9 protein-coding genes are annotated in these 14,624 nt (G+C 39.9%); all 9 read left to right on the top strand.

What is annotated here, in order from left to right; genetic code table 11:
• The first annotated feature begins 7 nt into the window (after positions 1-7).
• Complete coding sequence (locus tag D172_RS09320; protein WP_007376629.1) at positions 8-1,090, top strand: glycoside hydrolase family 117 protein; 1,083 nt, start codon at positions 8-10, stop codon at positions 1,088-1,090.
• Positions 1,091-1,102: 12 nt separating this feature from the next.
• Complete coding sequence (locus D172_RS09315) at positions 1,103-2,158, top strand: UDP-glucose--hexose-1-phosphate uridylyltransferase (protein ID WP_007376628.1); 1,056 nt, start codon at positions 1,103-1,105, stop codon at positions 2,156-2,158.
• The gene (galK, locus tag D172_RS09310) at positions 2,155-3,225 is read left to right on the top strand and encodes a galactokinase (RefSeq protein ID WP_007376627.1); all 1,071 of its coding nucleotides are present in this window, start codon (positions 2,155-2,157) and stop codon (positions 3,223-3,225) included. Before D172_RS09315 ends, galK begins: the two co-directional genes overlap by 4 nt.
• A 95-nt stretch (positions 3,226-3,320) precedes the next feature.
• Entirely contained in the window at positions 3,321-4,349 is a 1,029-nt protein-coding gene (galE, locus tag D172_RS09305) for a UDP-glucose 4-epimerase GalE (RefSeq protein WP_007376625.1), read from the top strand.
• A gap of 193 nt (positions 4,350-4,542) precedes the next feature.
• Complete coding sequence (locus D172_RS09300; protein ID WP_007376624.1) at positions 4,543-8,016, top strand: TonB-dependent receptor; 3,474 nt, start codon at positions 4,543-4,545, stop codon at positions 8,014-8,016.
• 148 nt (positions 8,017-8,164) lie between these two features.
• A complete protein-coding gene (locus D172_RS09295) occupies positions 8,165-9,439 on the top strand; it encodes a family 16 glycosylhydrolase (protein ID WP_007376623.1) in 1,275 nt (424 codons plus the stop codon).
• 4 nt (positions 9,440-9,443) lie between these two features.
• Complete coding sequence (locus tag D172_RS09290; RefSeq protein WP_007376622.1) at positions 9,444-11,129, top strand: sodium:solute symporter family protein; 1,686 nt, start codon at positions 9,444-9,446, stop codon at positions 11,127-11,129.
• Complete coding sequence (locus D172_RS09285; RefSeq protein WP_007376621.1) at positions 11,119-12,333, top strand: glycoside hydrolase family 117 protein; 1,215 nt, start codon at positions 11,119-11,121, stop codon at positions 12,331-12,333. Before D172_RS09290 ends, D172_RS09285 begins: the two co-directional genes overlap by 11 nt.
• On the top strand, positions 12,326-14,611 hold the full coding sequence (locus D172_RS09280) for an FAD-dependent oxidoreductase (RefSeq protein ID WP_007376620.1): 2,286 nt from the start codon (positions 12,326-12,328) through the stop codon (positions 14,609-14,611). The genes D172_RS09285 and D172_RS09280 overlap by 8 nt, the downstream gene beginning before the upstream one ends.
• Positions 14,612-14,624 lie beyond the last annotated feature (13 nt).

Genomic DNA, 14,624 nt, shown 5'->3' with positions numbered 1-14,624 from the left:
AATTAACATGTCGGATAAAAAATTAAGTTTAGCAAGTAAGCGTGCAATAGAGCGTGGCTACGATAAATATGGCCCGCAGTGGCTGACAGAATTTGATGTAGAACCTTTGCTGGGTGATTTTGCCTATGAAGAAGGAGTTATACGTCGCGATCCTTCATCTGTTTTATACATTGATGGTGTTTATCATTGTTGGTACACCAAAGGTGAGGGGGAAACAGTTGGTTTTAATGCACAAGACTCAAGTGCAAAAGTGTTTCCTTGGGATTTAACGCAAGTTTGGCATGCAACGTCAAAAGACAGCATAACGTGGCAAGAACAAGGGGTCGCTGTGAGTCGAGGCGACGCTGGTAACTATGACGATCGCGCTATTTTTACCCCTGAAGTATTTGCGCATCAAGGTAAGTATTACTTGGTGTATCAAACGGTACAAACACCGTACACCAATCGCCAATATGAGCATATTGCTATAGCGCATTGCGATACCCCTTTTGGTCCTTGGATAAAATCACCTGAACCTATTGTTAGCCCAAGTAAAGATGGTCAATGGCACGGTGATGAAGATAATCGCTTTGCAGTAATAGCTAAAGGTAGTTTTGATAGCCATAAAGTACACGATCCGTGTTTGGTGTTTTTTAATAACAAATTTTACTTGTATTACAAAGGTGAGACCCAAGGTGAGGGAATGAACTTTGGTGGTCGTGAAATCAAACACGGTGTTGCTATTGCTGATGATGTATTAGGGCCTTATGTTAAATCGCCTTACAACCCTATTTCTAATAGCGGTCATGAGGTCGTTGTTTGGAATTACAAAGGTGGTATTGCTAGTTTGCTAACAACCGATGGCCCTGAAAAAAATACTATTCAATTTGCTCAGGACGGTATTAATTTTGAAATTATGGCGCATATAAAAGGCGGTCCAGAAGCAATTGGCTTATATAGACCTGCACAAGGGTTTGATCAAAACCCAGCGCCAGGCATTAGTTGGGGCTTGTGCCATAAATACGATGCCAGTTGGAACTGGAACTATATTTGTCGTTTTACTCCTCGTAAGCAAGTGCTCGACGCCGGTACCTTTCAAAACAGTAACTAGGGAAAGTAAACAATGAGTGAGCAACAAAATCAATTTGACCCGACAGAGCATCCACATCGGCGTTTAAACCCATTATTAAATGAATATGTGTTGGTGTCGCCACACAGGGCTAAACGCCCATGGCAAGGTCAAGAAGAAAGTGTAGATATTGAGGTTAAACCAGAATACGACGAAAGCTGCTTTTTATGTAAAGGCAATACGCGTATCAACGGCGAAGTAAATCCAGATTACAAAAACACCTTTGTGTTTACTAATGACTTTGCCGCCTTGCGTGAAGGTGTGCCTGATGTGGAGCAAACCGATCCCCTATTTAGCATGCATACAGAGCGTGGCACTGCGCGTGTTATTTGTTTTTCGCCTAATCATGCAAAAACACTACCAGAGCTCAGTGTTTCGCAAATTACAAATGTAGTAAGCACATGGCAAGAGCAATGCCAAGAGTTATCAAAAACTTACAACTGGGTTCAGGTGTTTGAAAATAAAGGCGCTGTAATGGGATGCTCTAACCCGCATCCACATGGTCAAATTTGGGCACAAAATAAATTACCGAGTTTGGTTGCACGTAAACATACAAACCTTAGTAACTATTATAAACAGTATGGCAGTAGTTTATTGCTCGATTACGCAAAACGTGAGATGGAATTAAATGAACGCGTAGTATGTGTAAACGATGATTGGCTTGTGGTTGTCCCTTATTGGGCTGCATGGCCATTTGAAACACTGCTATTACCTCGGTTTGCGGTTACTCAAATGATAGAGCTGACAGACACTCAACAAAGTACTCTAGCTGAAATTATTAAAAATATAACGACTCGTTACGATAACTTATTTCAGTGCTCGTTCCCTTACTCTATGGGCTGGCATGGCGCGCCTTATGATGGTCAAAGCCACTTATTTTGGCAATTACATGCGCAGTTTTTACCGCCATTACTACGATCAGCCAGTGTGAAAAAATTTATGGTTGGTTACGAAATGATGGCCGAAGCACAGCGTGATATAACACCCGAGCAAGCTGCCACTATTTTGAAGAAACAATCACTAACGCATTATAAAGAGAACACTAAATGAATGTTGAACAAAGCGCACGGTTAGCTTTTTTAAACCACTTTGGACGCGATGCCGACTTTGTTGTCAAAGCCCCTGGGCGTGTTAATTTAATTGGTGAGCACACCGATTACAATGACGGTTTTGTACTGCCTTGTGCCATTGAATACGCTACTTACATTGCAGTGTCACCTCGAACTGACGATGTAGTAAATGTACTTGCACTTGATTGCGATAACCAAACCGACAACTTTTTAGTAAATAAACCGCTTAATAGCCACAGTACGCAAACGTGGAGTAATTATGTTCGCGGCGTAGTTGATGAACTGCAAAAACGAAATCATCAACTCAGTGGCTGCGACATATGCATCACAGGTAATGTCCCGCAAGGAGCTGGTCTTAGCTCATCGGCTGCACTTGAGGTAGGTATTGCTTATGCGTTTAATCATTTATGTGAATTGTTTATTGAACGTAAAGAGATTGCAAAAATAGCACAAGCAGCAGAGAACAACTTTGTAGGGTGTAACTGTGGAATTATGGATCAGCTTATATCGGCGTGTGGTACACAAGGTAAAGCACTAGGGATAGATTGCCGCTCACTTGATTTAGTGGAAGTGAGCATTGACCCTGCTATGACCATTTTAATGATTAATTCCAACGTTAAACGCGGCTTACTCGATAGCGAGTATAACCTTCGACGCGAGCAATGCTATAGCGGCGCTAAAGCTTTTTCAAAGTCAAGTTTACGTGAGGTGAGTATTGAGGAGTATGAATCGCAAAAACATATGCTAAATAAAGACGTTGCTAAACGTGTAGAGCACATTGTTTATGAAAATCTCCGCACCCTTGAAGCTATGCAGGCTTTTACTCATAACGACATAACGAAACTTAGTACATTAATGGCTCAAAGCCATGGCTCTATGCGTGATTTATTTGAAATAACTACACCGCAGATAGACACATTGGTGGATATTATTAGCCAAGTAATACAAAACAATGGTGGTGTAAGAATGACTGGTGGAGGCTTTGGCGGGTGTGTCGTCGCATTTGTACCCAAATATACTGGTAAAAGATGTTATTGCTGCTGTTGAGTCGCAATACGAGCGTTTAACAGGCTTGAAAGAGTCTATTTATACCAGCTTACCGTCTGCTGGTGTATCACTCATAAGAACGTGAGGAAAATTCAATGAAAAAAGTACTGGTTACGGGAGGCGCAGGCTATATAGGTAGCCACACTGTTTTAAGCTTATTAAAAGATGGCTATAACGTTGTTGTGATTGACGATTTAAGTAACTCGAGTCGTGAATCGTTAACTCGTGTTGAAGCTTTAGCGCAACGTAAAGTTGAATTTATTCATGCCAGTTTACTTGATTACGATAAGTTATGCGCCGCATTTACAACGCATCAGTTTGATTCGGTCATTCATTTTGCAGGTTTAAAGGCGGTGGGGGAGTCAATAGAAAAACCGTTGGAATATTACTACACCAATCTGGTCTCTACGTTAAACCTATGTCAGTGCATGCTCAAATTTAGCGTGAATAAATTAGTATTCAGCTCATCAGCCACCGTTTATGGGCAAGGCGCATCAGTACCTTACACCGAAGATTTACCGCTTGGTCGCGCGGCTAGCCCTTATGGGCAAACAAAAGTAATGATTGAGCAAATACTACAAGAAATAGTGGCTTCTAAGACGGGACTACAAGTTGCAAGCTTACGCTACTTTAACCCAATTGGTGCAGATATTAGTGGTCAAATTGGCGAAGACCCATTAGGTATTCCAAATAATTTAATGCCCTTTATTGCTCAAGTTGCTGTAGGGAAGCGTGAAAAATTAGCTATTTTTGGTGGTGATTATCCAACTAAAGATGGTACGTGCGAGCGCGACTACATTCATGTAAGCGATTTAGCGCATGGTCATATAAAAGCGCTTAAATGGTTAAAGGATCAAAGCCATTCATTATATGAAGCATTTAACTTAGGCACAGGGACACCGTATTCGGTATTACAAATAGTTAATGCATTTGTACGCCACACAGGCATTAATATCGACTTTGATATTGTTAAGCGACGCGAAGGTGATTTAGCTGCATTTTGGGCAGATTCATCCAAGGCTGAAAAGATACTAGATTGGCAGTGCACGTTTACCTTAGAAGATATGATGATCGACACATGGCGTTGGCAAAGTAATAACCCCACTGGTTATATTGATTCATAGTACTCAATGTATTTTTACTGAAAAATGTTTATAACAAAAGGTCAACACGCCCTAATGTTCATACGTTAAATATTTTTTATAATTAAACAATTATTGTTAACAAAATACAGTTGACAATTGTTTGGTTATTATATTATTGTTTACAAAAGATTAACCTGCCAACATAATAAAACCTTAGAAAGGGAACACACACATGACAATCATCAACAAAGCGTTCAAATTGAGCGCGATTACGGCCGCAGTACTTGCAACACAATTGGTGTATGCCAAGCAAGACGAAAGCACACAAGAAAAAACGAAAGTAGAAGCCGATATTGAAATAATTGAAGTAAGCGGTTTAGCGGCGAGTCTTAAAAAATCCATTAATGATAAGCGTTTTGCTGAAAACGTTGTTGACTCCATAAACGCTGAAGACATTGGTAAGTCCACTGATCAAAACATCGCTGATGCGCTTTCACGCGTAACAGGGGTATCTGTACAAACTGTTGATGGTGAAGGCGCACGGGTAACTGTTCGTGGCGCTAATTCACAACAAAACAATATTAGTATGAATGGGGTGCAATTGGGCTCAACTGGCTATAGCCAAGGTGTCGATTTATCACAGTATTCTTCAGATATCTTATCTAAGATAGAGGTTGTAAAAACCCCAAGTGCAGATCATGAAGAAGGTGCGTTGGGCGCAAATATTAACCTTAGTACAACCAAGCCACTTGATTTAAATTATGAAATAAATACGGTAACACTTGAAGGCCGTTATAACGATCTGTCTGAAGAAGATAACTACAAAGTATCAGGTACTTTTTCAAGAAAGTTTTTTGATGATACGTTTGGTGTGGTGGTTACCGCAGTTAAAGAAACAAATACTTATCGTAAAGACCAATTTTCAGCAACGGAGTGGTATGCATTAGAGTCGCCTCTAGCTACAGATACAAACGGTAATATTGTTGAAAACGTTGTCGGTATAGCCCCTCGTAATGTTCAGTATCAATATCATGAAAGTGAAAATGATAGAACTAATTTTAATATTGGTTTGCAATGGATAGCATCAGAGAATACTGAATTTAATTTTAATGCTATTTTGGGTAAGCAAGATATAAATAACTCAATGCATGGTATTAACACGCGCTCGTCTCAATATGGAAATTTAATTGAAGGTGTTGACCCTGGCTTGGGCGGTACAGGCCCTGCATTATTTACAGATCCCGAAGCAAGTTGGCGAACTATTGATCTTGAAACGAATACGTTTACAAAATTTGTAAACCGTTTTAGTAATGGTGGACTTGTGCAATCTGAAGGCGATTTTGAAAATAAAAATCAGATCCTGTCATTAGATATGAATCATAGTTTTACCGATTCATTTGCGATGAAAGCAGGTGTTGGCTATTCAAAAACACAGCAAATACCTAATAACTCAGTTTACGTTGCATTACAAAACTTTGGAAATATTAATGCGTGGATAATCAATAATGTACCGCCAGAAGATATAGAGCCTGTTGGTTATGATTGTACTAGCAGCTCCGTGTGTACGCTAGTTGCGGGTCAGGGTTTAATTGATTATGGCCCTAATGACAATTTTGGTGATCCGCTGAATGTGTGGGATAACTACAGTACAACAGGTTTTAATCCTGATGAACTAAGGGCTCAACATCTTTCATATATGAGCCGTTCATTAAATGAAGTTGAAGATACCCAAAAATCATTATTTGTAGATTTTGATTACGCTCTTAATTTCGATAATTTTAGATCGATTGAGTTTGGTGCTAAATGGTCAAACCGTACAAAATACGTTGATGCGCAAATTGGTACATTCAGCTCAGTAGGTGAGGGCGTTGTGGTAACAAACCCTTACACTGGTAACCCGGCTGTATTGGGCAGTGGATTGCGCGATATTTCTGGCGATTTGATAACTGATGGCGAAGAGTTTCCAGTTGATGACTTTATGGCTGGTCTTGGTTATGCTCGTGATAGCATTACAGATGGTTGGAACCGTTTTTCAGCATTTAAAGCATTTGAAGTTGCCCAAGGTAGTACCGAAGTTGCTTTTAATACGGATGATTCGAATACACGCAATACTGAACTAGACAACTTAGCATTTTACACTAAGTTAAACTTTGAATTGATGGATGGTAAGATTTCAGGTGATTTTGGCGTTCGTTATGTTAAAACCACAGTAGAGGTTCAAGGTGCATCAGGAGTACAGTTTGCATTTGACCCATCTAACGCAGCTCGTTTAATGGACCCATTTAAACTGGCAGAGCTACGCGATACTAGTTTACCTGAATGTGCGCCAATTTTATTCTATGGTACTGATTATAATGCAGAAACACGTTGGTCTCGTGTAGACGGTTTGGGCTACGACACAAATGCTACAAAAGACTTAAGAGATGATACTGCGTTAGCTGACCAAGGTGCATGTCACGATTCTAATGCTGTACGTGGGAATCCAAATGAATCTGAGTGGTGGTTATGGCGCCATTCTGATGTATCAACAGAAAAAAATTATGTTTATGGCGAACGCAAGTTTGATGATAATGGCAACTTATTACCAACTGAGGATCGAAGCCTTCGTTCATTCAGTGTGACAGATGAGCATGACTATGATTTATTCTTGCCAAGTTTAAATATTAATTATTTGTATGATGAAGATACCATAATCCGTTTTGCGGCCTCAAAAACAATGGCTCGCCCTCAAATAGACTCGTTGCGCCCAGGCTTCAAGGTAAGAGAAACACAGTGGGGTGGTGAAAATCGTAATAATACTATCACGCTCACTAACCCTAAACTTGATCCATTAGAATCAATTAATTTAGATATTTCTTATGAGTGGTACTTTAATGAGTCTGGTCTGTTAGCTGCAACTTTGTTTTACAAAGATATGACTAACTTTGAAGAGTCAGAAACTATTGTGACTTATATGGATGATTTACGTGGTATAGGTTTAACTGAAGGTGAAACTTACGACCCGAATGATCTTGTACTTATTTCAGGACAAGACAGCCTTGAAGGATGTATGCCTAGACGTTTTCAAGGCAGTACAGACTACCAAGAAGAATGGCTATATTCTGATGATTTAGAACAGTTGTGTGCCAAGTTCAATACTACGCGTATTAAAAACGGTAAAGGCGCGTCGATCAAAGGTCTAGAGCTACAATACATGCAAACTTACGACAATTTGCCTGGTATTTGGTCTGGTTTGGGACTACAAGCTAACTACACATATCAAGATAGTGAGTATGACCAAGAAGTATCATCAATTGATAGCAATGTTAAGCTACCATCGCTTGCTGTTGCTTATACACCAGAGCATAGCTACAACCTGACAGGTTTTTGGGAAAAGGACGGTCATCAACTTCGTCTATCATACCAAGGTACAACTGATCAGTTAGTACAACGCTCTTGGGAAAATGGTTCTTTGTGGGAAGAGGGACGCCAGACGCTTGATTTTTCAGCAAGCTATAAAGTAAATGATAAAATGACGGTTTCACTGCAAGTAGCAAACTTAACGGATGAGGGCGTACGCCAGTACTTTACTAGTCGCTTCTTATCCGCTGGTGGTCAGACTTTCTCTGAAGGGAGTCCACTTGAAGGCGAAGCAACCAAGTCGCGTACGGTTTATCAATACCATACTGGCCGAACACTTAGACTTAATGCCCGTATTAATTTCTAAAACGATAAGATAATGAAAAAGCCCGCAGTATTACTGCGGGCTTTTTTATTTTTTAATAAAAATAGTGTCATTTTGATTTCTCAAGACAATACCTAGCATGAAATAAAACTTATAACTCGTTAGATAAAACAACAAGAAAGGGTAAAACATGTTTAAAGTATTTTCTAAATGTACGCTGGCAACAATAGTTGTCACATCGTTTTTTGCTGGTGCTGATCAACCACGCGAACTTGACTCCTCAACATGGCAATTACAGTGGAATGATGAGTTTAATTATGCAAATGCTGAATTAGATAAAAACTGGGTTTCTCAAAATGGGCCGACAGAAAACCCATGGGTATTAAGTAGTCGCTGGCGCGATAATGCACAAGTTAAAGACGGAATACTGCACTTATTAGCAAAGAAAGAACCTCGAGGTGGCCAAGACTGGACGACAGGTAATATTTGGTCAAAACGCTCATTTCATTATGGCTATTTTGAAGCTCGCTTTAAATATGCTGGTGCCTATGGCACGAATAACTCATTTTGGTTTTGGCCAAAACAAGGGGTTAAAGATGGCTTAAAGGCATGCGAGATTGATATTAATGAAGGGCATTTCCCTAATATAATTAATACCAACGTACATAACTGGACTGATACTTATACACTACCAAATGGCCGTGTTACTCACAGTGATAACCAGTTACACCACACTTTAATCGGCAAGCCTGATCACACTGTTGAGTTTAACAAGTCAGTTAAAACTAAAAAAATACGATTAACATCGACTAATCCTACGTCTCTTCATATTTCTGAATTTAGAGTCTTTGCGCCTAGCGCTCAATACCCTGATGCATTTGACGAAGAAAAAATAAAGAATATAAGCAATTTAGCGCAAGCTGACGATGTTTCTATAAAAACGAATGGGTTATTTAATAAGTTAATATCAGAAGAGTCTTTTGCTATTGATGGTAATCCGCAAACACGCTGGGTGTCAGAAAAGCATGGTGAAAAGTTTTTAGAACTCAGTTGGGATAAGTCGCATGAAATTGGCGCTATTCAATTTATAAATGGTTGGTTGCAAGAGCATGGTGTTGATAAAGGTGCTTATCGAAACCTAATTTCCGATTACAACATCGAGTATCACGATGGAGAAAATTGGCAAAAAATCACCTCATATAATGCCGCTAACGTTGCTGATTTTTCAAAAGAGTTTCATACCTATGGGCTTGAATGGGATAAAGATTACTTTAATTTTTATTTTGACGGTGAACTCTATTACACCATGAGAAATGATGTCTGTTTTAGTGAAACAACGATGTTATTTAGTTTAGCTATTTTAAAAGCGGCGATTGCAGGTCCTGTAAGTGATGATATTGATGGTACCAGCATGGCGATAGATTGGGTTAGGTACTATACCCGAAAAGAAAATAGCGAGGACTAAGGCTATGCATATTATTGATATAAGTGTAGTCGTTATATTTTCTTTATTGATCATTGGGTGTGGTTTAAGTTTTTCTGCTGCTGGAAAGAATATGAAAAGCTTTTTCTCTGCGGGAGGCGCGCTACCTTGGTGGATGAGCGGGTTGTCACTGTTTATGAGTTTCTTCTCGGCAGGTACATTTGTTGTATGGGGAGCTATTGCATATAAGCATGGCTGGGTGGCGATTACTATTCAATGGACTATGTGTTTAGCAGGGGTGTTGATTGCTTTATTTATTGCGCCTAAATGGCAGAAAACCGGTGTATTAACCGCAGCCGAATTTATTAAGCAGCGCCTTGGCTTAAATGTACAAAGAACTTATACCTATATTTTTCTCTTAATTGCGAGCTTTTCGACTGGTGCTTTTTTATATCCAGTGGCAAAAATAGTTGAAGTCGCTACGGGTTTATCTCTTGAATATACCGTCATCATTTTAGGACTATTGATCTTAGCCTATACCGCTGTTGGCGGTTTATGGGCGGTGATAATTACCGACATTTTGCAATTTGTGGTGCTCACTGCAGCGGTATTAATTGTGGTACCGCTATCATTTGAGGCGATTGGCGGCATTGAGAACTTTATCGACAAAGCACCTGATGATTTTTTTAACTTAGTAAATGATGAGTATTCATGGGAGTTTATCTTTGCCTTTGGGCTCTATAACTTATTTTTTATTGCTGGTAACTGGTCTTATATTCAACGCTTCACCAGTGTGAAAACACCAAAGGATGCAAAAAAGGTTGGGGGACTATTTGCGATTCTTTATCTTATTTGCCCAGTAGTTTGGATGTTAGCCCCGATGATTTACCGAACGATGAACCCCAGTCTAGTTGGGTTTGAAAGTGAAGGAGCTTATTTGCAAATGTGCAAAGAAGTATTGCCAGTAGGGATGCTTGGATTAATGCTAGCAGGAATGGTATTTGCGACATCAAGCTCAATTAACACGTCTTTAAACATCGTCGCAGGTGTTATCAGTAATGACATATATAAAACTATAAAACCAGATGCTTCCCAAGCTACGCTAGTTAAGGTCGGTCGAATTGCAACTGGCGTACTCGGGCTAATTACGATTATTGTTGCGTTACTAATTCCCTTACTTGGTGGTGTAGTTGAAGTGGTAATGACCATGGCTGCACTCACTGGTGGACCGTTGTTTTTACCACCCATTTGGTTGCTTTTTTCTCGTTATCAAACTGGAAAAACGATTTTAATAACCACTATTTTTAGTTTACTGGTGAATGCTTTTTTTAAGTTTGTGAGTCCTTGGTTATTTGATTTTAGCTTAGATAGAGCGCAGGAGATGATGATGGGGGTGTTATTTCCTGTATTGATGCTAACTGTATTTGAGTTGTACTTAAGAGCACAAAGAAAAACACCTGCGTGTTATGAAAACTATTTAGTCGAATTAAGCCAAATTAAACCGACGGCCGAATTAATAACTCCAGAAAAAAGTGCGGATAACAATCATGGTATTCGAGTTTTAGGGTTTGGTATTCTCTCTACTGGCGCGATTATGCTTTCGTTGGCCGCAATTGCAACTACCGGAAAAATCGAAATAACAGTAATAAGCAGTGGCATTTTTATATTAGGGGGTGTTTTAGTTTTTAAGTTTAGAAGTAAGGCAGTAAAGGTACGTATCAATGAGCAATAGCAATAACAAATTAAAGCAGCAAAGTTACCCATGGGATATTCCAGCTAAAAAACCAGCACGAGAATTGAGTGCTGCAATGTCGAGGTTATATGACAACTATTTAACCCCTCGTCCGGAAGACAATCCTTTATTTACTAGTTTTAAGTACACTGAGCTCACTGGGTTTAGCTATCATAATAATGATGGGACTATTTCAAGACGCGACCCATCTAAAATTATAAAAGTTGATGGTCTTTATTATGTTTGGTACACAAAACGGTGCACTCAATTCCCACCAAAAGGGGCGCAGCACTGTAACGAGTTGACTCCCTCCACTGATTGGGATTTATCCGAAATTGGCTATGCCATTAGTATTAATGGATTTGACTGGGTTGAACAAGGTATCGCCGTCACCAGGCCCAAGCACCCGCAGTTAGGTTGGCGCTCGGTTAGTACACCAGATATCTTGATTTATGAAAATAAATATTATCTTTATTATCAAGCCTTTAATGAAGCTAGCGGTAAGAAAGGTGATCATTGTCCGGTAACACTATCAGTTGCCGATACGCCAGATGGACCGTGGTTGCCACATGGTGAGGTTATTATTGAAAATGGTGAGCCGGGAAGTTGGGATCAATTCTCGATTCATGACCCTTATTTATTAATTTATAACGGAAAAATACATTTATACTATAAAGCCGCCTACGGAGATAGACCTGATTACTTAGTGGGTAATGGCTTGGCAACCGCGAATAATCCTTTTGGGCCTTTTGAAAAACACCCTCTGAACCCTATTTTAAACTCAGGCCACGAAACTACTTATTTTCCGTTTAAATCAGGAATAGCTGCTTTTACTATCAGAAATGGCAATGAAAGTAACACCATTCAATATTCACCTGATGGGGTGAACTTTTCGATTGCCGCAGTGACCTCCCTGATGCCAATTGCAGCAGGTCCTTATGTTGCCAATGCATTTGACTGTGCAAGCAAAGCAAACGGGATTGAGTGGGGCTTGTGCCACTTTTCAGACAAACAAGCGCGCAATAAACACAGTTTTTTAGCCAGATTTGATTGTAGTTTAATGGTAAATGAGCTTGAAAAAGAATTAAAAGTCACGGATGTACCTCACCAGCCTAGTGTTTATTTTGCGCAGTCATTAAGCCCAGAATTAAAAAATAAACGCTCATATCAAAAACAAGAAAAAGAGATCAAGAGTTATGATTAAGCAAAACTTTAATGAAGCTGCACGCGAAAATAAGAAACAACAATTAAATACTCAGTTTGTGGTTGCCGGTGGTGGCTTAGCAGGTACATGTGCAGCAATCAGTGCGGCGCGAGCGGGTAGCAAGGTTGTGTTAATTCAAGATCGTCCCGTACTCGGTGGTAATGCGTCAAGCGAAGTAAGATTATGGGCGTTGGGGGCAACATCGCATATGGGCAACAATAATCGCTGGTCACGCGAGGGTGGGGTTATTGATGAGATCATGCTGGATAATCTTAAGTTAAACAGACACGGTAACCCATTAATTTTTGATACCATTTTGCTCGACAAAGTAATTGCCGAAAAAAATATTACCTTGTTGTTAAATACCTCTGTGGTTGATGTAAATAAACAACACAGCACTAAGATTGCCTGTGTAGAGGCATTTTGCAGTCAAAATTCTACTCATTACATTATTAGTGCGCCGTTATTTTGTGATGCGACCGGTGATGGCCTTGTTGCGTTTAATGCTGGAGCGGGGTTCAGAATTGGTGCTGAATCAAAAGCAGAGTTTGGTGAGCTGTTAGCATCTGATGAAGAGAACATGGAGTTACTTGGCCATACATTATTTTTCTACAGTAAAAAAATGGATCAGCCTATTAGTTACAAAGCCCCTGATTTTGCTTACTCGTATGAAAAAATAGAGGCGATACCTCGCTGTAAAGATATTGCCGGAAGTGACTCTGGCTGTAAGTTTTGGTGGATAGAATTTGGCGGAATACGCGATACTATTTATGAAACGGAGGATATTAAATGGGAGCTTTGGAAACTCGTTTACGGAATTTGGGACTACATAAAAAATAGCGGCAGGTTTGATGATGTCGAAAATCTAACTTTAGAATGGGTAGGCACAATTCCTGGCAAACGCGAAAGCAGGCGCTTTGAAGGGGAATATATGATAAAACAGCAAGATATTATTGAGCAAACCCAGTTCAATGATGCTGTATCTTTTGGTGGATGGGCGATTGATATTCACCCCGCTGAAGGCATATACAGCGAACGACCTCCTTGCTCTCAATATCATTCAAAAGGGGTTTACCAAATACCGTACCGCTGCTTTGTTAGCCGTGATATAGATAATTTATATTATGCAGGACGAATAATCAGCGCAACACATATGGCGTTTGGCTCAACACGAGTTATGATCACCTGCGCACACGGCGGACAAGCGGTGGGGGCAGCTGCTGCTATGTGTAATAAACTCAATATCACACCCAAAGAGCTATTACAGCCAGAACACATGGCACAGTTACAGCAAAACCTGAACCTAAATGGCCAAAGTATCCCTGGGATTCGTTTAGATAAGCACAATAATTTAGCAGCCCAAGCCTCTATTACTGCATCGAGTGAATTAGTGTTCAATGGTTTTCAACCTAGCGGCCGTAGAATGCAATTAGATTCATCGTGTGCACAGTTGGTTGCTTTTGCAAAAGGCCAAGGACCAACAATTAGCATAACGGTTTTTGCTCATAAAGAGACAGAGTTAACGTGCCAATTACGCACTAGTATCAAGCATGAAAACTATACGCCAGATGTTATAAATAAAACTATCAGTTTGTCTGTCACGGCGGGCGAAAGTACGCTCGAGTTTGATTTTAGCGATTGCAGCTTAGAGATGCAGTACGGGTTCATTTGTTTTTTACAAAACAGTGATATAGAGCTTGCTACCACAGAGCAGCTCATTACGGGCACTATGGTTGTGTTCAATAAAGTTCACAAAGCGGTATCAAATAAAGGCAAACAAACAGTGCCTGAAAATAGTGGTCTTGAAGAGTTTGAATTTTGGACACCAGCGCGGCGGCCAAACGGTCAAAATTTGGCAATCGGTATATCTCCCGCCATTCATAATCACCAAGCGACGCAGGTAATTAACGGCTTTGTGAGGCCTTGGCTACAAACGAATGCATGGGTTGCTGACTTAGCAGAACCATCGCCAACCCTAAAGTTAGTATGGCCAGAAAAAGTAACGATGAGGCAAATAGTTCTTTATTTTGATAGTGACTTTGACCATGCGTTAGAAACCGTATTAATGGAGCATAACGAAGACCAGGTACCTTATTGTGTGCAAACCTATACAATTAAAACAGATTCTGGTGAGGTAATTGCACACGTTACGGGTAATTATCAAAGTATTAATAAAATCGATTTAGTTGAGCCTATAACAACGCAACACTTGATTCTAGAATTCGCTCATCCATCTAAAAATGTGCCTGCAGCACTGTTTGAAATTCAAATTAAGTAAAGGGAATTGAATA

This window comes from Pseudoalteromonas sp. Bsw20308 (assembly GCF_000310105.2).
GTDB lineage: Bacteria > Pseudomonadota > Gammaproteobacteria > Enterobacterales > Alteromonadaceae > Pseudoalteromonas > Pseudoalteromonas fuliginea.
The sequence above is the reverse complement of the archived record's forward strand: the minus strand, read 5'-3'. Positions and strand labels throughout refer to the sequence as shown.